This window comes from Planctomycetaceae bacterium, assembly GCA_039680605.1.
GTDB lineage: Bacteria > Planctomycetota > Phycisphaerae > SM23-33 > SM23-33 > JAJFUU01.
Genome location: JBDKTA010000058.1, coordinates 27,495 through 47,799 on the forward strand (window position 1 = coordinate 27,495; position 20,305 = coordinate 47,799).

The 20,305-nt window shown below is 64.0% G+C and carries 18 protein-coding genes; 7 read left to right on the plus strand and 11 right to left on the minus strand.

Annotated elements, in window-relative coordinates; all coding sequences use genetic code 11:
- Positions 1–263 precede the first annotated feature (263 nt).
- From alaS to ABFD92_17610, 3 genes are all read right to left on the minus strand, one after another.
- A complete protein-coding gene (gene alaS, locus ABFD92_17600; GenBank protein ID MEN6506354.1) occupies positions 264–2,966 on the minus strand; it encodes an alanine--tRNA ligase in 2,703 nt (900 codons plus the stop codon).
- A 104-nt stretch (positions 2,967–3,070) separates the two neighbouring features.
- Positions 3,071–4,630 (minus strand): DNA methyltransferase, encoded by a 1,560-nt coding sequence (locus ABFD92_17605; GenBank protein MEN6506355.1) that lies wholly within the window; start codon positions 4,628–4,630, stop codon positions 3,071–3,073.
- The gene (locus ABFD92_17610; GenBank protein ID MEN6506356.1) at positions 4,631–5,494 is read right to left on the minus strand and encodes a hypothetical protein; all 864 of its coding nucleotides are present in this window, start codon (positions 5,492–5,494) and stop codon (positions 4,631–4,633) included. It abuts the gene before it with no gap.
- A gap of 90 nt (positions 5,495–5,584) precedes the next feature.
- Between ABFD92_17610 and ABFD92_17615 the strand changes: the two genes are divergently transcribed.
- Positions 5,585–5,743 carry a hypothetical protein gene (locus ABFD92_17615; GenBank protein ID MEN6506357.1) on the plus strand — a complete coding sequence of 53 codons (159 nt, stop codon included), beginning with the start codon at positions 5,585–5,587 and terminating at the stop codon, positions 5,741–5,743.
- On the opposite strand, the gene ABFD92_17620 is transcribed toward ABFD92_17615, so the two are convergent.
- Together ABFD92_17620 and asnB are read right to left on the minus strand one after the other, a co-directional pair.
- Positions 5,731–6,432 (minus strand): prolyl oligopeptidase family serine peptidase, encoded by a 702-nt coding sequence (locus tag ABFD92_17620; GenBank protein ID MEN6506358.1) that lies wholly within the window; start codon positions 6,430–6,432, stop codon positions 5,731–5,733. The two genes, ABFD92_17615 and ABFD92_17620, sit on opposite strands and share 13 nt — an antisense overlap.
- A gap of 36 nt (positions 6,433–6,468) precedes the next feature.
- On the minus strand, positions 6,469–8,499 hold the full coding sequence (gene asnB / locus ABFD92_17625) for an asparagine synthase (glutamine-hydrolyzing) (protein ID MEN6506359.1): 2,031 nt from the start codon (positions 8,497–8,499) through the stop codon (positions 6,469–6,471).
- Positions 8,500–8,736: 237 nt separating this feature from the next.
- On the opposite strand from asnB, the gene ABFD92_17630 reads away from it, so the two are divergent.
- The 3 genes from ABFD92_17630 to ABFD92_17640 all read left to right on the plus strand — a co-directional run bounded on the left by ABFD92_17630 (position 8,737) and on the right by ABFD92_17640 (position 10,577).
- Positions 8,737–9,510: a hypothetical protein gene (locus ABFD92_17630; GenBank protein MEN6506360.1), complete on the plus strand. Its 774-nt coding sequence runs from the start codon at positions 8,737–8,739 to the stop codon at positions 9,508–9,510.
- Positions 9,511–9,598: 88 nt separating this feature from the next.
- On the plus strand, positions 9,599–9,820 hold the full coding sequence (locus ABFD92_17635) for a DUF3185 family protein (protein ID MEN6506361.1): 222 nt from the start codon (positions 9,599–9,601) through the stop codon (positions 9,818–9,820).
- 169 nt (positions 9,821–9,989) lie between these two features.
- Positions 9,990–10,577: an RsmD family RNA methyltransferase gene (locus tag ABFD92_17640; protein ID MEN6506362.1), complete on the plus strand. Its 588-nt coding sequence runs from the start codon at positions 9,990–9,992 to the stop codon at positions 10,575–10,577.
- 58 nt (positions 10,578–10,635) lie between these two features.
- On the opposite strand, the gene ABFD92_17645 is transcribed toward ABFD92_17640, so the two are convergent.
- Positions 10,636–11,136, minus strand: a complete 501-nt coding sequence (locus ABFD92_17645; GenBank protein MEN6506363.1) for a fasciclin domain-containing protein — start codon at positions 11,134–11,136, stop codon at positions 10,636–10,638.
- A 129-nt stretch (positions 11,137–11,265) separates the two neighbouring features.
- Entirely contained in the window at positions 11,266–11,487 is a 222-nt protein-coding gene (locus tag ABFD92_17650; GenBank protein MEN6506364.1) for a hypothetical protein, read from the minus strand.
- A 376-nt stretch (positions 11,488–11,863) separates the two neighbouring features.
- On the opposite strand from ABFD92_17650, the gene ABFD92_17655 reads away from it, so the two are divergent.
- Entirely contained in the window at positions 11,864–12,547 is a 684-nt protein-coding gene (locus ABFD92_17655; GenBank protein MEN6506365.1) for a PEP-CTERM sorting domain-containing protein, read from the plus strand.
- 66 nt (positions 12,548–12,613) lie between these two features.
- Here ABFD92_17655 and ABFD92_17660 read toward each other — a convergent pair whose 3' ends face one another.
- The 4 genes from ABFD92_17660 to ABFD92_17675 form a co-directional block, all read right to left on the minus strand.
- Complete coding sequence (locus ABFD92_17660) at positions 12,614–13,156, minus strand: metalloprotease family protein (protein ID MEN6506366.1); 543 nt, start codon at positions 13,154–13,156, stop codon at positions 12,614–12,616.
- Between the two features lie 2 nt (positions 13,157–13,158).
- Positions 13,159–14,223 carry a hypothetical protein gene (locus ABFD92_17665; protein ID MEN6506367.1) on the minus strand — a complete coding sequence of 355 codons (1,065 nt, stop codon included), beginning with the start codon at positions 14,221–14,223 and terminating at the stop codon, positions 13,159–13,161.
- Positions 14,224–14,367: 144 nt separating this feature from the next.
- Positions 14,368–15,528 (minus strand): Gfo/Idh/MocA family oxidoreductase, encoded by a 1,161-nt coding sequence (locus ABFD92_17670; GenBank protein MEN6506368.1) that lies wholly within the window; start codon positions 15,526–15,528, stop codon positions 14,368–14,370.
- 198 nt (positions 15,529–15,726) lie between these two features.
- Entirely contained in the window at positions 15,727–17,100 is a 1,374-nt protein-coding gene (locus tag ABFD92_17675; protein ID MEN6506369.1) for an MFS transporter, read from the minus strand.
- A 336-nt stretch (positions 17,101–17,436) separates the two neighbouring features.
- On the opposite strand from ABFD92_17675, the gene ABFD92_17680 reads away from it, so the two are divergent.
- Complete coding sequence (locus ABFD92_17680; GenBank protein MEN6506370.1) at positions 17,437–19,062, plus strand: hypothetical protein; 1,626 nt, start codon at positions 17,437–17,439, stop codon at positions 19,060–19,062.
- Between the two features lie 8 nt (positions 19,063–19,070).
- On the plus strand, positions 19,071–20,303 hold the full coding sequence (locus tag ABFD92_17685; GenBank protein MEN6506371.1) for a uroporphyrinogen decarboxylase family protein: 1,233 nt from the start codon (positions 19,071–19,073) through the stop codon (positions 20,301–20,303).
- Positions 20,304–20,305: the final 2 nt, after the last annotated feature.

Below are 20,305 nucleotides of genomic sequence, written 5' to 3' on the forward strand. Positions count from 1 at the left end.
TTTGTTTCTAGCGGGTCGCCATGGTTTCGTGGCATGGGCGTCCCGCCCATGCTCTTGCCGTGTGGCATGGGCGTCCCGCCCATGCTCCCCTCCTTTGCGGTCAGGGACACGCACAACGAAGTTGTGCGTGGCACCCGTGCTGCCCGTGCCACAAAGCGGGTGCCGTGGCGGGAGGGCTTTAGCCCGACAGCCACGACTTGCGAATCTAACGTTCAGGGATCGTGGCTCTCCGGGGCTTCGCCCCTGCGCGCCACGGCACCGGGCTACCTGAGTTTCTTCTGAACCCACTCTGCGCCTGCATCCAGCGCCGCGGGAAGCTTGGCGGGGTCTTTGCCGCCGGCCTGGCCCAGGATCGGCTTGCCGCCGCCTCCGCCGCCAGCCACGGGCGCGACCGCCTTGGCCCAGTCGGCCGCATTGAGCGTTCCCGCGTCGGCCAGCGCCTGGTCTACCATCGTGACGATGCAGACCTTGCCCTCAGCGGCCCCGCCGGCCATCACCGCTGCGGCGCCTTTCTGGCGCTGCTGGTCGGCGAAGTTGCGGATGGTATTGACGTCCGCCGTGGGCAACTCGACCACGAGCACGCGCCCGTCGTCGCTCTTGTAGACGGTGCGGCCGCTATCGTGCCCTCCACAGCCTGGAAAGGCTGTGCCACCAGCAGCGGGTTTCTTTCGCAGGTCCTTGATCTCTTTCTGCAGCGCCTCGATACGCTGGGCGATCTCGTCGGGGCGAACCTTCAGCGCCCGGGCGGCCTCGGACAGCACGCGGTCAGCCTCCTGAACGTGCGCGACCGCCGCCCGCCCGGTGACGGCCGTAATGCGCCGCACGCCCTTGGCGACCGACTCCTGCGACAGAATCTTGAACAACCCCACCTGCCCCGTGCGGTCGAGGTGCGTTCCGCCGCAGAACTCGACAGCCGCCGCGGCGGCGCCGTGCTCGCCCACCGCCACCACGCGGACAGGGTCGGGATATTTCTCGCCAAAGACCGCCCGCACGCCGCCGATCTTGGTTGCCTCGGCCAGCGGCATGACGTGGGCCGAGACGTCCTCGTCGGCCAGGATTCGCTCGTTGACCATCGTCTCGACGCGGTGGAGCTGCTCGTCGGTCATGGCTTGGTTGTGCGAGAAGTCGAACCGCAGGCGGTCTGCCGCCACTTCGCTGCCGGCCTGGTTGATGTGCTCGCCCAGCTCGGCCCGCAGTGCCCAGTTGAGCAGGTGCGTGGCGGTGTGATTCCGCATGATGTCCATCCGCGCCGGCGAGACGACGCACTCAACCTGGTCGCCCACGCCCAGGGCCCCGCCGCTGACGCGCCCAACGTGCAGCACGGCCGAACCGGCCAGCCGCGTGTCCGTCACTTCAAACCGCGCCCCGGCCTGCGATGTCAGCACGCCGCTGTCACCGACCTGCCCGCCCTGCTCGGCGTAGAAGTTCGTCTGGTCGAGCACGACGGCTGCTTCCTGCCCGGCGGCCAATTTGCCGCTGGTCACGAAGGCGCCTTCAACGACCCAACCCAACACGGTGGCCGTGATCGGCTCGCGATGGTATTTGCCCGCGTCGTCGGTGGCGGGCAGGTCGTGAATCTCGCCGGCCTTGAACGCCGCTCCGGCCGACGAGGTCTCCTTGTGAGCCGCCATCGCCGCACCGTAACCCTGCATATCGACGCTCAGCCCGCGCTCGGCGGCCATGATCTGCGTCAGGTCCACAGGAAATCCGAATGTCGCGTACAGGTCGAACGCCACTTCGCCGGGCAATTCTTTCTTGCCCGCGCTGCGCAGGCGATCCGCCTCTTTCTCGAACAGCGCGATGCCACGGTCCAGCGTACGGCCGAAGGATTCCTCCTCGCCGGCGATCGTCTCGATGACGTACTTCTGCCGCTTGCCAAGCTCGGGGAAGGCCTTGCCCATCATCTCGACGACCTTGGGCACCAGGTCCACCAGGAACGAGCCGGAGATGTCGAGGTACTGCCTGCCGTAGCGGGCGGCGCGGCGGAGGATGCGCCGCAGCACGTAGCCCCGCCCTTCGTTGGAGGGGATGATCCCGTCGGCAATGGCGAACGTCAGTGTGCGGGCGTGGTCGGCGATCACGCGGCAGGCCACGTCGCGGAGGTCCTCGGCGCTGGTGACGTCGAAGCGGTCTTTCAGACCGCTCTTGCTGCCGTAGCGGTGGCTCGTCAGCGTCTCGATTTTCTCGATCAGCGGCACGAACAGGTCGGTGGCGTAGTTGCTGCTCTTGCCCTGCATGACCATGCAGATGCGCTCCAGGCCCATGCCCGTATCGACGTGCTGGGCCGGCAGCGGCGTCAGCGCCCGAGTCTCGTCGCGATTGAACTGGATGAACACCAGGTTCCAGATCTCCATCACGCGCCGGTCGCCGGCGTTGACGAGGTCCTTGCCGCTCTTGTCGGGCGTCAGGTCGATGTGAATTTCAGTGCATGGCCCGCACGGACCGGTCTCGCCCATCTCCCAGAAGTTGTCCTTCTTCTTGCCCCAGACGATGTGCGAGGGGTCGATGTCCGTGCGCTGCTGCCAGATCTGCCGCGCCTCGTCGTCGGCGGCCAGGTTCTCCGCCGGGTCAGCCGCAAGCACCGTGGCGTACAGGCGATCCTTGGGCAAGCCCCAGACGCCCGTGAGCAGCTCCCACGCCCAGGCGATGGCGTCGGCCTTGAAGTAGTCGCCGAAACTCCAGTTGCCCAGCATCTCGAAGAAGGTGTGGTGGTACGTATCGTGGCCGACGTCTTCGAGGTCGTTATGCTTGCCGCCGGCGCGGATGCACTTCTGCGAGTTGTGCGCCCGCACGTACTCGCGTTTTTCCTGGCCGAGGAATATCCCCTTGAACTGGTTCATTCCCGCGTTGGTGAACAGCAGCGTCGGGTCGTCGCCGGGCAGCAGCGATGACGAAGGCACAAACGTGTGCCCACGCTGAGCGAAGAAGTCCAGAAACTCGTTGCGAATGTCATTAGCCGATTTCATGGGTGCCTGCGCCTGGGGGTCTGCGAATCCGTAGGACAAATCGAACCGGTCATTTTAGCGGCACAGGCACACACCGCCAAGCAACAATTGACTCCGGACGCGGATTAGAACAACTCTCGCGACTCGGCGGACTCGCCAGAGGCATCGCTCTTGGCCCAAAGATGCGTCTTGCAGTTGTACGTCCACCCCATGCGGGTAAGGCGGTCGGCAAACTCCCGGCGGTCAAGAGACAGGCACCCCAACGCTCGACGATTCCATAATTCAATCACCACGCGATTGAACAAAGCTTCGTTTGAAAAACTGGTGCTTCCGTGGTTGAGGCATGCTTCAAATACCTCTGACAAGACTTGTTCGAGTTGGCCCGCCGGCCGCACAGGAATTCTTCGCGGCTTCGGACGATTCTCCGGTTTGTAGAAAGTGAGGATCAACTCGCCGGCAAGCATGCTGGCAGAATTTTTCTTCTTGTGCATGGACCAGATAACATCGCCCGTCTGCGTGATGGCCGTCTTAAGCAATGCACCGCACTCGCTGGCCGTTTCGAGAATTGTCGCAAAATACGACAGGTCCCAATGTTGAAAGACAATCGAGCACCACCGGTCGCCACGCAAAAGCCTGAAGCACATTCGAATGCTCTGTGCCAGGCTTTGCCGATAGTGCTCTTCGCTATGTCCGCATTCCCCGCCGACAATAGTCTCATTCTGTCGCGTTTCTTCGGTTACGGGAAAACCCAGCCAGTGGTTCCAAAGAATCGAAAGGTCGAGATAGCTGATAAAGGCTCCATATGGAGGATCGGTGAAAATGTAGTCCACGCTCCCCGGTGCCAACGTCTGATCGAGCGTGCCGGCATCTTGCGATAGCACAATGAAGTCGCGCTGACTGTCCAGCACCAGTCTGTCCTTGGTCCTCTGAAGCCAGTAATCCCGCGTTTGCAGAACCTCTTTCTTGGCCGCAAGAACATTCAGGTAACGCCCCCGGAACGTCTCCCAGATAGGCAGTTCCACGCACTGTGAAGCCAGCTTGTAGCGATAGATGCTGAATATGCTGGACCCGCCGCGACTGGCCGCCCGCCCCTTGGCCGACAGGAATGTCTTGTTCAGCTTGGAGACAGCCGCAGACCAGGCGAGCAACAGCAGTTCCCGCACCACGCCTGATTCCCTGTCGATGGCACTCTTAAGCAGCGCCAATCCGGCCAACTGGCGCGGCGTGAACAGGTCGTAAAAAAACTCCGCGTCGGACGTTCGCGGCAAGGGGATGTTTTCGGGTAACGACAACTTCTGCAGCCACTGAGCGGCCGCGGACTCGCTCTGTTCAATCTGGGCAAGGGATTCAACCGTCTCTCGTTCGATGCGTTCGAATGCTTGCTGCAGCGGTGCGATGGAGGGCAGCGTGGTATCTGCAATGTTCCTCGCCAGGAAATTGGCAAAAGGATTCAGATCGTTGTGGATGGCTCGCCGCCCCAGCAACATCGCTTCGATGGCGGTGACGCCTGTCCCTCCGAAAGGATCCAGAACAACATCCTCTTGGCGAGAATACCGTTCGATATACGCCCGGACCACGTTGGGCGGGCGGCGCGTGAAATAGGGGTGAACGCCATAGTGCCGCGCGTCTTGCTGTCGTGCGGCTGGAATCGCCTCGACGATAGGTTGGATGGTGGCACGGGTCATCTAACGGCTCAGGTAATCCGCCAAAACAGGCAGTTCAACGAAATCAATATGCGCAGGCGGATTGATGATATCGTGTTTCATGCACAGAACGACAGCCCGCGGAAGACTCGTATATCGAGTCACTTGATACGTAAATCCTGTCGATCGTTTCTTTATTTCAACAGGGCAAGTGTACATGGGCAACGAATTGAACTGGAACCGGCTGGTAACGCAATCATAGCCTCTTCCCAGATAGGCGCTCAACTCCAGACCAAGGATAGATAAAGCTCCTCCCGTTCGGAGCAAATCGGATTCGAGAATGTTCCTGGCTTTCGAATCCCCATGCTCGGCTGCCACGCGGTTGATCTGGGAGGCAGCCCATTCGCTCCATGCAGGGGAACGTCTTCGGCAGGCGTCGAGTTGCTGTCTCCAGAACTTGCTCTGGTAGTCACGGTGGAAAGAAAGCGGCGCATGCACCTTCTCCAGGGGCCGATCCCGTTTAGCCCCCTGCATCCGCACGGCGGTGGGAACAAGAATAAAATGCCCGTCCGGATGAATCTCGACATCCAGATCGATTCTCTCAAAATCACGTCCCGCTTTCAGGCCATACCAATACCGAATCGCTTCGCCGATAGACTGTTCACCGCCTGCTTTCTGGATACGATCATGCCCGACTTTGCCTGAGATGACCTTGTCGCCGGAAAGCTTATGGTCCCGGTCCACAGCCATGAAAGAACTGCGGGCGATTCCATAAGGAGTCTGCAGCACCACCGGGCAAGCACCTCGCTTGCGAAGAAACTCCTTCACCGGCTGCGAGAGCCCGTGGAAGAAATACTGAGGCCCGCCCGATTTCCTGCTCTCGTCTTTGGTTTGCTGAAGGTGCATCGTTTCTATCCTTGCCGGCGGCCAATGCGACGACTGGCATTATCCGCTCTTTTGCACCTTCACTCAAGACATGGCGGAATAATACTCTCGATGGAAAAGGCAACCGCCACGGTGGGCGCTGTGGCGGGAGGGCTTGGGCGCGACAGCCACGACTGGCGAATCGAACGTTCAGGGATCGTGGCTCTCCGGGGCTTCGCCCCTGCGCGCCACGGCACCCTGCTCCACAACTTTACGTGCTACGCCGCGTGAGCGATCACGAAGTTGACCAGGTCCTGGCACTGGAAGAAGCCTTGCCACATGTTGTGGCCTTGGCCTTTGGGGATCAGGAGCTTCACCAGGCCGCCGAGCTTCTGGTAACGCTGAGCCAGTTCGCCGCTGTTGGCCTCGAGGGGCACCAGTTCGTCGACGTCGCCGTGGATGTGGAAGAGCGGCACGCCGGCGGCCGCCAGCGGGGCCAGGCGGTCAATGGGGTTGTGGGCCTTGAGGGCGGCGGCGAGCTGCTTTTCGGTCAAGGCGTAGGCGCCGCAGGCCTTGTCGAGTCCCGGCCAGCTCGCCAGATTGCAGACGGGGTAGATGCCCGCGATGGCGCCGACGCAGTCGGGATTTTCCGCCGCCCAGTTGTAGAGCATGAGCCCGCCGCGGCTTCGCCCGAGCAGGCAGGGCTTCTTGGAGAACCCTGGTCCGCGGGTGAGTTCTTTGTAGAGGGCGCTGTAGAGCGTGCGGCCGGCGGGGCTGCCGTACGATTCGCCCACGTCGATTCCGGCCACGGCGATGCCGGCCTTGCCGAACTGGTCGATCATCCATTGTTCTTCCGGTCCGGGCAGTCCCTTCAACGTCGGGGCGTACCAGACCCAGGGCGTGGCGCGGGTGGCGCTCCAGTTGGTCGGCGGAATCACAAACGCGTCGCGGCCTTCAATGATGAATGTCTCGGTCGGCATGTGTTTGCTCCAGCGGTTTGTACCGGCGGGTTCGAGTCAATTGGCCGGCGCGGGCGCGGCGTATGCGTGGTCGCGGCCGGTGGCGGCGTACCCTCCGGCGCGGGGTGCGTATTCGCCGCGGTCGACCTTGTCGGCCAGCACCTGCGTCGAGACCACCATCGTCAGGGCCATTCCCATCATGGTCCGCTCGATGGCGGCTCGGCCGAGGCGCAGGGGCTCCTGGCGTTCGGCGGCGATGCCGGCCTTGCACTGCTCGAGGCGCGAGACGATCCGCGCGACGGAGGCGGGGTCGAAGTATCCGAACCGCCTCAGGGTTCGTTCTTCGAGCAGGTGGCGGACGTAGTCGGTGGCGTCGTCGCCGACAAAGGGGGTGCCGAAGGGCGCCAGGAACGGTTTCTTGACTCGCTGGAGCACTTCCTGGGGCAGGCGTCCGGCCATGGCGCGGCGGAGCAGATATTTCTGCGACGTCCATCGCGTTTTGATCAGCGGCGGGACGCGGGCGAGGAACTCCTGCACCGTGCGGTCGAGGAAGGGGTATCGCCCCTCGACGCTGTTGGCCATCAGCGCCCGGTCGCCGTGGGAGCCCAGCAGGTGGTTAGTCATGAACACGCGGCTGGAGACGTACATCGAGCGGTTGAGCTGGTCCCAGCGGTTCATCGTTTCTCGGGGCAGGTTGACCAGTTCGCTGTCGTCGCAGGCGGCCGAGCGGGCGAGCATCTCGGGGGTGTAGATCATCTCGCGGACGGCGCGGAAGTACAGGAACGTGATCATGACCGACGGGAAGAATCCAAACAGCGAGTGGGCGTAGCGCGTGTCGTCGGCCTGGGGGATGAACGGGTTGCGCCGCCCGCTGGAGTAGGCGAACAGCGGCTTCATGAACAGATTCAGCAGCACGCTCAGGGGCGCTCCGCAGCGCTGGCGCATGGCTTCCCAGCGGAAATACTCGTAGCCGCCCAGGGCCTCGTCGCTGCCTTCGCCGGTGAGGACGACCTTGACGTGCCGGCTGGCCAGTTCCGACAGCGACATCAGCGGGACCGATTCGGTGCTGAGCATCGGCGCCTCGCCGTGGTAGATCAGCTTGGGCAAGTCGGCAGCGAGGTCCTGCTGGCGGTACAAGCGGCGGTGTACCTCGATGTCCAGCGCCTCGGCCAGCCGCTGCGTGCGGTGGCTCTCGTCGTAGCTGGGCTCGGGAAAGCCGATGGTGAAGACGCGCTTTCGCACGTCGTCGCGCCCGTTGGCCATGGCGGCGACCGACGCCGAGTCGATGCCGCCCGAGAGGTACAGGCCCACCGGAACGTCGGCCTTGAGGCGCCGGCAGGTGGCGGCCTGGAAGATATCGTGAAACTCCGACGCCCACACGTCGGCGGGGCGGTCTTCGTACTGGCCCGCGTCGGGGTAGGGGATGTCCCAGTAGACGCCCTCGCGCAGTCGCCCGTCGACGATCTCGAGATAGCGCCCGGGCCCGAGGCTGCGGATGCCCTCGAACATCGCCCGCGGCGCGGCGGCGCAGCCCAACGCCATCACCGAGTCGATGCTCCGCACGTCGATGCGCGGTTTCACCAGACCGGTGGCGAAGATCGCTTTCATCTCCGAACCGAAGACCAGGCAGTCGCCGGCGACGGCGTAGAACAGCGGGCAGATGCCCATCCGGTCGCGCGCCAGCAGACCGCGGCGACGGGCCGAGTCCCACAGGGCGATGGCGTATTGGCCGTCGATGACCTCCAGCGCGTCGAGCCATTTCTCCTCGAACAGATGCACCGCCACCTCGGTGTCGCAGTGCGATTTCACCACGTGCCCGCGGGCGACCAGGCCCGAGCGGATCTGGTCGTAGTCGTAGATCTCGCCGTTCATCACCAGGTGGTGGCGGCCGCTCTCGTCCTGCACCGGCTGCCTGCCGTGGGCGGGGTCGATGATCGCCAGTCGCGTGGCGCCGAGGAAGACGCTGCCATCGCGAAAGAAGTCGCGGTCGTCGGGTCCGCGATGGTGAATGACCGAAAGCACCGCCCGCGGGTCAAACGCCGGCAGCGGGCCGCCCGCCAGATTGATGATGCCTGCGATTCCACACATTGACTATCTCCATGAGGCGCCCCCAGAACGGCAAGGCGGTTAATCATAGCCTCTTCTACGCTTGAGCACAAGGCCAAGACGCGGGCTGGGCAGGGCGATCGCATCCAAATAGTCGAGGGCACGACACGGGACGGTTTGAATCCAGAGGCGATTGGCCTGCCCCGCCCGGGTTCCCTGTTCACAAAAGCACTTCGGGGCGGTAGAGTGCTATGTGCCTTTTTCGTGGGATTAGATTACATGAGTGGCGTTGGAATTGGATTTACTGTCGCGGGGGTGGCGTTGGGCGTGCATGTCTTCGCCGGCGTGCTGCAGCACCTCTTTGCGCGCCGCGACCGTGCGGGCAACCAGGACAAGGCTCTGGTCATCTTCGTCGAGTCGATCCGCTGGCTGGGCGTGGCCTGGGGCAAGCGCACCGTCGCCGCGGGCCTGCGCGACGCGGGCTTCGGCGGCGAGTTCCTCTACTGGCCATGGCACAGCACCTGGCGGGGATGGCTCGTGCTGCCGGCCATCATGGACCGCCGCATGCTCGAGAAACGCTCGACCGAGCTCTCTGAGTTTATCGCCGCATGCAAACGCAGCAAACCCGACCGCCCCATCTACGTCATCGGGTATTCCTGCGGGGCCTTCGTGGCCCTGAGAGCGCTGGAACTGCTCAAGGGCGGCGTCACCGTCGAGGGCGCCGCTTTCCTCGCCGGGGCCATCAGCCCCAACCACGACCTGACAACCGCCGCGGCCGCCGTGCGCGGTCCGATGGTCTCCAGCTCCTCGGTGGCCGACTGGCTCATCGCCGGGATCGGCACCTGCATCTTTGGAACTGCCGATCGCAAACACGCTCCCGCCGCCGGGATGGTAGGCCTCCACGGGCCCGGCAGCGAAATCCTCACCCACGTATCCTGGCACCCGCTGTACGCCCGGTTCGGGCACTGGGGCGGACACTTCGCCGCCTCCGGACGCGGCTACGTCGCCAACATCATCGCTCCGGCCCTGGGACTCGCACAACAGGCTCATTAGTTCGTTGAACTCGTCAGACTGGCTACTCTAACCAATTAACCAGTCAACCAATCCACGGCCTATAATTTGCTGAAAGGGGGGTACCCGAATGGTGCTGCGAATCATCGGATTGGCCCTGCTTGCCGGGGGCATCGTGTTTCTGATATTAGGTCTTAACGCCACCGAGACCACCGGCGAGACCTTGCGAAAAGAGTTCGCCGGCCAGTACAGCGACGAGACGACCTGGTACATCATCCTGGGAGTCGTCGGCATTGTCGTCGGCGGCGCCCTGGCGATCTTCGGCCCGCGCCTGGGCAAGAAGGGTCCCTGAACGCGGATATTTCACCGCGGAGATCGCAGAGACGGGAAGTTCGCGCAGGAATTCACATTCCCGCCCCCGCGCACGCGCGGTAGCATCAGGCAGATGAACCGGGCGGACAACGCCGCACCGCCAAGCGCCCCCCGCGCGAACAGGCCCGGGCTTGCTGAGAAAGGACCCCATGCAGATTCTCGCCGGCCGATACAAGCACCGACACCTCCTGCCCCCGCCGCCGCAGGCCAAGACGCGACCCATCACGTCGCTGGCCAAGAAGTCCGTCATGGACACGCTGGGCGGCCTCATCGACGACGGCGTGGTGCTCGACCTGTACTGCGGCACCGGAACGCTCGGGATCGAGGCCCTCTCGCGCGGGGCGCGCCGGTGCTTCTTCGCCGACAACAACGCCGACGTCATCGACTGCCTGCGCCGCAATATCGATGCCCTCGAAGGCGCCGCCGAAAGAAGCGTCGTCTGGCAGGGCAACGTGCCCCTGCGAATCGGGCAATGGCTCACCGACGTCAGCGACGCCGTCGACGTGGCCTTTGTCGACCCGCCCTACGACACCGTCCGGGCCTGGGACTGGAACGACATCGCCCGAGACCTGCTGACCCCGCTGGCCGCACGCCTGAGCCCCAACGGCCTGATCGTCCTGCGAACCCCCGGAAAGATCACCGTCCCGCCGGGCCTGGGCGGCCTGTCCACCTGGCGCCAGCGCCGCTACGGCGACATGCGCGTCACCATGCTCGAATTGCCCAGACCGGAACCATAAAAAACGCCGGTCCCGTTTCGGGGACCGGCTTGAAGTTCGCGCAGCTCAGCCTGAAACTCTACTTGGGCATCAGCACCGTGTCGATCAGGTGGACCACGCCGTTGGAGGCCTCAACGTCGGCCGTCGTCACCGTCGCGTCGTTCACCATCGTCTTGCCGTCTTTGGTGCTGATCTTGAGTTCCTCTCCGCTCAAGGACTTCAGCGTTTCCTTGCCCGCAAGGTCCTTGGCTGTCAGCTTGCCCTCCACCACGTGGCACTTGAGGACCTTCTGAAGCTCGGCCTTGTTCTCGGGCTTGAGCAGTTCGTCCAGCTTGCCTGCCGGCAGCTTGTCGAAGGCCGCATTCGTCGGGGCAAAGACCGTGTACGGCCCGGCGCCCTTGAGGGTCTCGACCAGATCGGCGGCCGCCAACGCCTTGACCAGCGTCGTGAGGTTTTCGTTGGCCTTGGCGGTTTCGACGATGTCTTTGGCCGCGGCGTCGGCCTGCGCCCAGGCCATTCCTGCAACACCGATCATCGCCAGCGTGGCGAACCCCAGAGATATCCACTTAACGTGCGTCATTTGTACACCGATCCTTTCTGGCCACATGGGCCTTGGTATGCGTTCCCCCGTGAATCGCCGAATTCTATTCGCCCACCGGTCCGGAATTAGAGCCGGCAGCGAATTTCGGGAAGCAAGCGGAGTAGAGCGTCAGTGCGCGGTCTTATGAAAAGGCCAATCGTCATAGCTCGTGACGAATCCCCATTTCTGAGCGGGCAGATTGTGTTTCTCGGGGTTGGACTCGATGTATCGGATGCAGGTGCGCATGGACTCGATGCTGTCCTTGTAGACGCTGCGCGAGAGACTTCCGCGCGGATCGTTGGGTAACCAGTGACCGTACCCTGTGAGAATGATGTGATGGGCGATGATCATGGTGCGGTATTCTCAAAGAAACGAACGCCGCACCGCAAGCGGATTCTTCGCGTTTGTACCCATCTCATGACGCTTCCGCGAAGAGCAAACGCCCCACCGCAAGCGGCGAGGGTGCTCACTGCACCCGCTTGCGGTGCGGCGTTCGTTAATTCGCCCGTCGACCGGACATTGCACATTCCTTGCAGTTTGTTGTACTTTTCACAGCGAATTGCGGGAAGCAGCAGGACTCGCTACTCGGTCTATGGTAATGACGGAAACCATCTTGACGCCCCGGTGATCTATGCTACGATGACACTCTGGACCCGCAAAAAGGAAGGAAGCCTCAATGTCAAACCGCTACGCATGTGCTATCGCTGCATCTTTAGTGATCGCCGCAGTGTCTCTTTCGGCTCGCGCCGCCACGTACCAGGGCAGTCTCACGTATACCCCCGGATACCCGGCGGATTCCAGCGACGGTTTGGCCGTGGGCCCGTCGAATCTGCAGTGGGTCAACTACACCGTCAGCATGTCGTGGACCGTCACCAATGAAGACGCGTCCTATGCGACGCATCCGTGGAAGTACACCTACACCTTCGGCCACAACGGCACGCAGGCGGCGATCAGCCACCTGATCATCGAGGCCTCCGAGGGCATCAGCGCCGCCAACATTACCGGCCTCACTGGCGCCACTCTTGATTCAGCCGGCATGCAGACCGTGCAGTCGGGCAATCCCGACATGCCCGAAGGGCTGGTGGGTCTGAAGTTTGCCCCTGCCGCAGATGCGTTTTCGATGACCTGGACGTTCTACAGTGATCGCGCGCCGGTCTGGGGAGACTTCTACGCCAAGTGCGGCGGCAAACTGGGCGGCTTCAATCACGCCTATAACTACAACCTGACCGGCTTGGTCGAAAGCGGCTTCCTCACCGGCGACGTCGACCCGACAGCCGCGCCCAGCAACGGTTCGGTCGCCTTCCACATCCTGCGCCCCGACACCGTCTCGATCCCCGAGCCGGCGACAATGTCGGTCCTGGCCGCCGGCGCCCTCGCCGCCCTGATCCGCCGGCGCAGAACCCGCGCATAGCGATGCCGGTGGATTCGGGTTTCAGGTCCATAAGCTTGCGGCCGCCTTGAGCCGCTCACCGCACCGCTATGCCGAGAGCCAATCCAGCAGCAACATTGGCAGGCCGATCCCGACAGCGGCGCCGTAGATAGCGTCGAGCCAGACCACTCGCCCGACGTTCAAAACGGCGATCAGGCCTGCCAGCGGCAGGCTCAGGATGCCCAGTGGATTACCCCGTCGGGCCGCGGCCCATCCCTCGCGCCACAACGTGCTCACGTCGCCGGTGGAAGGAATCGCGTGCATCCCGATCGAAATGCCCAGCCAGAGCATCAGCAAGCTCTTGCCATTATGGATGCCGAACACCTCTCGCGGCAGCATGACCGGAAAACAGATCGCCACGCACAGCAGGGTGTTGAGCAGGAAGGGACCCATGCAGATCAGCAGCGTCGAGGTGAAATTCCCGGGCTGCTCGTGGATGACGTAGCCTGCTGGATTGCCAAAGCGGAAAAAACAGGCGTCAAACACCGCCACCTTGCGCAGGCGGCAAAACAAAAGGTGGGCCGCCTCGTGAACGATCACTCCGGGAAACGTCAGGGCAGCGATTACCGGACCGGGAATAATGAAGAACATGATTACTCCTTGCTCGATGCCGGCCTCGAAGCGGCGCCGACGGTGGCCAGATACTGCTTGCGGCTGATGATCGTCCGCGTGTTGATGCGGTGAAGGATCCGCTGGCGATACTCGTCGGGGTGGGGATCATCGCTGCCGGCAGGCAGCGCATTGAGAATCGCAAGGGCCTGCGCCTTGTAGCTGTCCTGTCCGCTCTGGGCGTACATGCACGCCAAGGCCGAGGCCACCTGGGCGCGGCTGGCGTCATCGCCCTGGAGTTGCTCCAGGGCGCGAGCCTTGTCCAGAAATGCCGGGTAGTCCTTAGCATCGAAGGCCGCCCCGCCCTCGGCTCGCAGAATCAGCGCGTCAAGCGCCTTGACGGGGATGTTCGAGTCGCCGCGCGCTTTGCGGAAGCACTCCACGGCAGCGGCAGAGCGGTCTTCCTGCATCGCGTCAATTCCCCTGTAGATCAAGGCGTCGGCCCGAAGGCGGGAATCTTGCGGCAGGGCCTGGGAGGCTTGGTCTGTCAGCTCCGCTGCAAGTTTGAAATCCCCTTTTTCAGCGGCTTGCACGCCGCGGGAATACGCCAGATGGGCTTGGGCGGCCACCGCCAGGCCCCTCACTTCGGCGCTCTCGGGAACATGCCCTGCCGCCGCCTTCGCCATCGAGTCTGCCTTGACGTAATCGGGCTGGGGCGACTTGAGGCATTTGATTGCCGCCCGGGCCTCAAAGAATCCTTGGAAGAATCGCCAGTTCGTCGCCAGTGAAAAGACGATCAGCCCAGCCACCACCAGTGAGGCGGCCTTGACCCACAAGGGCAGCGGATAATGGAGCAACCGCTGCGAACAGCTATCGCAAACCGGATGCCCGGCCACGCTTTGCAGCTCCAGCGATCCGAAATCTGCGCCGCACACGGCGCAGACGGTGGTATCCACAACCGGCTGGACCAGCCCCTGGGGAACTTCGCCGGCAGGGTAACTCTCCACCTCGCTAGTGCAACAGGCCTCGCAGAATATCTTGCCGCCCACGTCAAACATGGTGGCCGCCGGAGCAGTGATCCCGCACCCGTCACATCGCAATTGCTTCATTGATGCCCCTCATACTGCGCTCTTGATCAACCGTTATTCCAAACGCTGCCGGTATTCTGCCCCCAGCGCAGCCCCTGGGCAAGAGCCTGCTTGTCTTTCTGGGGACGTGGCAGCCAGCGCAGCCTCCCGTCCAGGGCAACGTCCTCAATCCGGCAGGGAATACTGCGGAATCTTCATCCACTGGCCGTCCTTCATCGCCGACTGGTGGGCGACGATCCCGCAGACGGTCATGTTCAACGCCTGCGCCACGTCCACCAGCGGGCGGCGGTTGGTGAGAATCGCCTCGACGAACTCGTTGGTAAGGTATCCGTGCGAGCCGCCGTGCCCGCCGGCGGCGAGCCCGGGCGGCAGCGGCGGCCGCGCGATCAGCGGCGCAGGCTCGCCGGCGCCCTCGGCATAGAAGCTGCCGTCGTATGATCCTTTTTCCGCGCGGAGGCGCCCCTGCTCTCCGCCGCGGCCGGGCGTGTCCCAACTCACGGCCATCCGCGCCATGCCGCCCTCGCTCGTTCGCAACAACGCCACCTCCGTGCCGAAGGGATTGCCGAAGGCGTTATTCTCCGCCTTGAGGTGCTCGATGGAACTGCGTGCGCCCAGGCAGGAGACTTCGGTGAAGCTGCCGCCGGTGATGCCCACATAGTACGCCGACGAGTGCGTGACATACCACTGCGGGGGCAGACCCGTCCGCCACGCCCCGTGGGCCGCCAGCGGCGTGGGAAAATAGTGCCAGTACTCCCCCTCGGTGTAGATCACGCGACCCAGATCCCCGCGCCGGTACATCTCCCGCGCCGAATGAACGTCCTGGTGGTAGCAGGAGGTCTCGAACATCATGTACGTGCATCCGGAAGCCTTGACCGCTTCGAAAAGCGCGTCGGCGTCGTCAAGCGACCCGAAGACCGCCGGCACGGCCGAGGCCACGTGCTTGCCCGCCTTGAGCGCCGCGATGGCCAGCCGCGCGTGGCTGGGCGCGTCGGTGGCGATGAAGACAGCCTCGATCGCATCGTCCTCGATCAGCTCTTCGCACGAGGCGTAAGTTTTTTCGCAGCGGCAGGCGCTGGCCAACGCCGCCCGCTGGCCGGCGTCCAGGTCGGCCACCGCCGCGACGCTCACGTTGGGATGGTCCTGGAACCCGAAGGCCGCCCCGAAGGCGCAGACGCCGTACCCGGCAATGCCGACGCGGAGCCTTCGGTCGCTGACGGGTTGCCATTCCCTGGCGGCCTGTACGTCCGTCGGCGCCTGCTCAAATCCCTGGATCGCGGGGGTCTGGGGTGCTCCCCTACGGTTCGCCTTCGCCTTTTGTGCGCTCATGGTAGTCCTCTTATAGGGGCTTTGACAAAATGTAGCATGAGCATCTTGGCTCATATCGAACGTCGTGTCCATGTATTCCGTCGCCCGGGGTGGCATGGCGACCCAGGAGAAACAAAAACGTGTGTCGCCATGCCACCCGTTTCCAATCGTGCGCTTATTAAGAATAGCTGTGATTCTGACGGAATTGCGGTTCAGGCCTTACAGGCGGTGCTGGAGCGGTTGGGTTCCTGGCCCGTCGGGGGCGATGAGGCCTTTCTGGATGTAGATGGGGTGGGTGGCGCGGCCGAGGGCGGGCAGGCGCAGGGCGAAGGCGATACCGGCCGCGGCGCAGCCGCCGGCCCCGACGAGCACCGCTCCCGGGGCGCCGAGCCAATGGGCCAGCCAACCGCTGAGCAGGCTGCCGAAAGGCATCATCCCCATGAAGCAGACGGTGTAGAGGCTCATGACGCGGCCTCGCTTGTCGTCGTCGACGATGGTCTGCAGCAGTGTGTTGCTGGCGACCATCTGGATCATGAAGGCAAAGCCCACCACCACCAGCAGTGACAGGGAGAGGTACAGGTTCGCCGAGAGGGCAAAGAGCGCCAAGGCCGCGGCGAACAGCACCGACGCGGCGGCCATGATTCTGCCCAGGCCTCGGGCGCTGGTTCGCCAGGCCAGGAGCACGCCGCCGGCCAGCGCGCCCAGTCCCGTGGCGGCGGTGAGGAAACCCAGGGTGGCCGGTCCGCCGTGGAAGATATCCTTGGCGAAGACCGGCAGCAGCACGGTGTAGGGCGTTCCGAGCAGGCTTGTCAGGGCCAGCAGCAGCAGGATGGCCCGGATGGGCGCGAAGCCCATCGAGTAGTTAAGCCCCTCGCGCAGGGTGTGCAGGATGCCCCGTCGCGGAGGGCGCGGCGGCCCGGGGCGCACGCGCATCGCCAGCAGCGCCGCCACGACGGCCAGGAACGTTGCGCCGTTGATCAGGAAGGCCCGCCCCTCGCCCAGGGCACGGTAGTTTTCACTGGCGGCGGCAGTCTGGGCGGGGCTCAGGACGTAGATCAGCCACCCGGCCAGCACCGGCCCGACCAGCTTGGCGGCGTTGACCAGAAACGAATTGAGGGCGATGGCGTTGGGGAGGTCGTCCTTCTTCTCGAGCATCTCGACGACGAACGACTGGCGGATCGGAATGTCGAAAGCGTTGATCAGCCCCATGACGGCCGCCAGGGCGATGATGTGCCAGACCTCGATGGCGCCGCTCAGGGCCAGGGCGCCCAGGGCGAAGGCCTGCACCATCGCCAGCACCTGCGTCAGGATCAGCGCGCCGCGTCGGTTGACGCGGTCGGCCAGCACGCCGGCAAACGGGGCCACCAGGAACGTGAGGATCGAGCCGGCAAAACCCACCACGCCCAGCAGCCATTCCGAGCCGGTCATGCGATACACCAGCCACGCCAGCGCCGTCCGCTGCACCCACGTGCCGATCAGGCTGGTGCCCTGGCCCAGGAAGAACAGCTTGTAGTTGCGGTGCCCCAGCGCGCGCACCAGCGTGCGCCAGCGGGGAAGGCTCTGGGAGGGAATGGGCGGCTCAACCGACGACATCAGCTCATCCTGCAAAAAGGTAATGATACTCTCCGCCGGCGGCGATCACAATGCGGGCGCGGGGAGGGGAAAAGTCGCGGCGGAGGCACTAAATGAAGAAGTAATTCGTTGTGTGAATTACTTCTTCATTTGGGGCCGTGTATCCTGGCTCAGCGCAAGTATCTATCAAAGCCAAACAACGGCTTTGATAAATACTTGGTGCCTCCGCCGCGACTTTTCCCCGCCCGGCGAACCCGCGGCGGGTTAGATCAACCGTGCCGATCGGGTGCCATGGCGGCCGTTGTCTCAGCCGCCATGTCCCTGACCGTTCCACAGCGCCTTTATCCGGAGAACCCCATGCGAACAATCCATATGGCCCTGGCGGTAATGCTGGCGGCGGCGATGGCGCGAGCGGCCGAAGGACCGGATCAGCAGCAAGCCGAAACCGGCGGCGTCAAGACCGCGCCCGTCGCGGCCAAAATCGAATACAGCCTCGACGGCGGCGCGACATACTCCGCCGCCCTGCCGGCGACGGTCGAGCCGGGACAGATCAAGCTCCAGGCGCGGGTGACGTTCAACGTCGACGACGCCGCGGCCGTGGCGATGCTGTTCCTGGCGTTTGAAGACCAGAGCACGCGTTCGGCCTTCTGCCTGGGCAGCCTGCAAGACGCCCGCGGCAAATACTGCGGCGCCCTGCCGCTGTGGACGCACGTGGCCGGCACGCTCAACGGCAAGGCGATAACCGGGCCTTTGCATCCGATGATGTACCACTACCTGCCCATCGACAGCGCAGCGCTGGTCAGGGGGCCCAACACGCTGATCGTCACCGGCGGCCTGGCCGCGGCGGGCTACTCGCGCGGCGTGCCCACCAAGGCCCTGGCGCTGCTGGCCGCGGGGCCGCAGAAACCTGCCATCCGCAGCGGACCCACCCTGGGCATGATCGGCGAGGACTTCTTCACCGTCACCTGCCGCACGAGCCTGCCCGCGGCCGTCACCGTCACGGCAACGCCCCTCGAACCGGCCGGCGCCGCCTCGACGGAGACATCAGCACCCGCCCTCTACCACCGCCTGAAAGTGATGCTGCCCAAGGGCACGCGCAAGTTCAAGTACACCATCGCCGGCAAGGCCGGCGCGTTCGAAGACGCCAAGGGACCGTTCGAGGTCACGCTACCGGATCCGCAGAACTTCCGATTCCTGGCCGTGGGCAACACGCGAAACAGCTCGAACAACATCACGCTCTGCCCGGCGTTGATCGCCCAGATGCTCAAGACGCGGCCGCAGTTGTTCATGCACGCCGGGCAGGTGGTCGAGCTGGGGACGTGGGACTTTCACTGGGACCCGTACTACTTCACGCCGTATGCGCAGGTGCTGGCGACGGTGCCGACGTACCTGGCGCCCGACGGCGGCGACCACACGGGCATGGTCTACAAGACGTTCTGGACGCCGGCCGGCGATAGCGAAGTGCTCAACTGGACGCAGGTCATCGGCAACGCGCGATTCATCGGCCTCGACGGCGCACAAGACTGGGCGGCCGGTTCGCCCAATGCGGCGTGGCTCGAAGGCGTGCTCAAGAACTCGCGCGAGAAGTTCGTTTTTGTCTTCAACCACTTTCCCGGTTACGCCTCGGGCATGATGGGCAAGATGAAGTTGCCGCCGCTGGTTCAGTGCCGCGAGGTAATTCTGCCGCTGCTGGCCAAGTACAACGCCACGGCGTTGATCTCGGCGTTCGATTACGACTACGAGCGATGCGAGGCCACGCCGCCCAAGGGCGTCACGTGCATCATCGTCGGGGCTGGCGGGTCCAAACGCCTCAACCAGAGCCCCACAGCCACGCGAAATAATCCCTTTGCCGGAACGGGCCCGTTCGTGTATGAGCATTCGTTCGCGGTCTTCGACGTCAAGGCCGACGCCTGCGTGATGACGGCCATCGACATCGCGGGCAAGGAAATCGACAGCAAAACCTTCAAGCCCCGCCCGCGATGAACTGCTCTATGACTCCACGACAACGCATGCGAGAGTTTTTCGCCGGACGGGCGGTCGACCGGATCCCCAACGGCCTGGGCGGCTGCGAGACGGCCGGCATGCACCTGCTGGCATACGATAACCTCAAGGGCATCCTGGGCGTGGCGGACCCGCTCAACCGCATGTACACCTTCATGACCAACGCGGTCTTCGAGCCTTCGGTTCTTGCGGCGATGGAAGGCGACATGATCGTGCTCAACAGCCGCATGAGCGCCTCGCCGCTGTGGGGCCCGCCGGCCCGCGGGCGATGGAAGGACCAGGTCTTCTGGGGCAAGACGTTCCAGGTTCCCGCGGCATGGCAGTTCGAAACGCACCGGGACGGGACGATCTGGTGGGACAAGGCTCTCAAGTGCCCCCCCGGAGGCATCTACTTCGACTGGCCCAGCGGCCCGCCGAAGGTGCTCGAACTGCCCGACATGGATGCCCAGCCGTCTCCGGCAGACTTCAACCCCTCGCACGACCTGCCGCAGGAAATGCTCGCCGACATGGAAGCCGCGGCGCGATTCCTCCACGAGACGACGGACTACTCGATCGTGGTCGGCGAGTCGATCCATGACCTGCAGCTCAAGCCCGGCGGCATGCACGCGTGGTGGATGCGCATGCGCATCGAACCCCAGGCCTGCCACGAGTACCTCGCCAAGGCCGTTGACGCGGGGCTGGCGCACCTACGGCAGGTGCATCAGGCCGTCGGCAAATACGCCGACGCGATGATCATCGCCGACGACATCGGCGATACCCGCGGCGTGACCTGCGGACCGGACCTGTGGCGCGAGATCTACAAACCCCACTACAAGCGGCTGTGGAACGGCTGGAAGACGATCACGCACATGAAGTCGCTGCTGCACTGCTGCGGCAGCGTGGTGGACATCATGGACGACTTCATCGATTGCGGCCTGGATATCTTCAACCCCATCCAGGTCTCCGCGCGGGGGATGGACGTCGCGACGCTGGCGGCGCGGTTCGGCGGGCGGATCATCTTCTACGGCGGGGCTCTCGACGCGGTGGTTACGCCGCCGCCCACGCCCGACGAGCTTGTCTATGAGCAGGCGAGCAAGGTCATCGAGACTCTCGCGCAGGCCGGGCGGTATATCTTCGCCGGGACGCACAATATCCCCGGCGACACCCCGCCGGGCCATCTTCGCGCAATTCTCGACGCGTACAACAGCGTCAAGTATACTGCTGCGCCTTGGATACGGAACTGAAC

What these genes read in the sequence shown, in the direction of transcription:
- alaS (MEN6506354.1), bottom strand. Translation starts at nt 2,966, where the DNA reads ATGAAATCGGCTAATGACATTCGCAACGAGTTTCTGGACTTCTTCGCT.
- ABFD92_17605 (MEN6506355.1), bottom strand. Translation starts at nt 4,630, where the DNA reads ATGACCCGTGCCACCATCCAACCTATCGTCGAGGCGATTCCAGCCGCA.
- ABFD92_17610 (MEN6506356.1), bottom strand. Translation starts at nt 5,494, where the DNA reads ATGCACCTTCAGCAAACCAAAGACGAGAGCAGGAAATCGGGCGGGCCT.
- ABFD92_17615 (MEN6506357.1), top strand. Translation starts at nt 5,585, where the DNA reads ATGGAAAAGGCAACCGCCACGGTGGGCGCTGTGGCGGGAGGGCTTGGG.
- ABFD92_17620 (MEN6506358.1), bottom strand. Translation starts at nt 6,432, where the DNA reads ATGCCGACCGAGACATTCATCATTGAAGGCCGCGACGCGTTTGTGATT.
- asnB (MEN6506359.1), bottom strand. Translation starts at nt 8,499, where the DNA reads ATGTGTGGAATCGCAGGCATCATCAATCTGGCGGGCGGCCCGCTGCCG.
- ABFD92_17630 (MEN6506360.1), top strand. Translation starts at nt 8,737, where the DNA reads ATGAGTGGCGTTGGAATTGGATTTACTGTCGCGGGGGTGGCGTTGGGC.
- ABFD92_17635 (MEN6506361.1), top strand. Translation starts at nt 9,599, where the DNA reads ATGGTGCTGCGAATCATCGGATTGGCCCTGCTTGCCGGGGGCATCGTG.
- ABFD92_17640 (MEN6506362.1), top strand. Translation starts at nt 9,990, where the DNA reads ATGCAGATTCTCGCCGGCCGATACAAGCACCGACACCTCCTGCCCCCG.
- ABFD92_17645 (MEN6506363.1), bottom strand. Translation starts at nt 11,136, where the DNA reads ATGACGCACGTTAAGTGGATATCTCTGGGGTTCGCCACGCTGGCGATG.
- ABFD92_17650 (MEN6506364.1), bottom strand. Translation starts at nt 11,487, where the DNA reads ATGATCATCGCCCATCACATCATTCTCACAGGGTACGGTCACTGGTTA.
- ABFD92_17660 (MEN6506366.1), bottom strand. Translation starts at nt 13,156, where the DNA reads ATGTTCTTCATTATTCCCGGTCCGGTAATCGCTGCCCTGACGTTTCCC.
- ABFD92_17665 (MEN6506367.1), bottom strand. Translation starts at nt 14,223, where the DNA reads ATGAAGCAATTGCGATGTGACGGGTGCGGGATCACTGCTCCGGCGGCC.
- ABFD92_17670 (MEN6506368.1), bottom strand. Translation starts at nt 15,528, where the DNA reads ATGAGCGCACAAAAGGCGAAGGCGAACCGTAGGGGAGCACCCCAGACC.
- ABFD92_17675 (MEN6506369.1), bottom strand. Translation starts at nt 17,100, where the DNA reads ATGTCGTCGGTTGAGCCGCCCATTCCCTCCCAGAGCCTTCCCCGCTGG.
- ABFD92_17680 (MEN6506370.1), top strand. Translation starts at nt 17,437, where the DNA reads ATGCGAACAATCCATATGGCCCTGGCGGTAATGCTGGCGGCGGCGATG.
- ABFD92_17685 (MEN6506371.1), top strand. Translation starts at nt 19,071, where the DNA reads ATGACTCCACGACAACGCATGCGAGAGTTTTTCGCCGGACGGGCGGTC.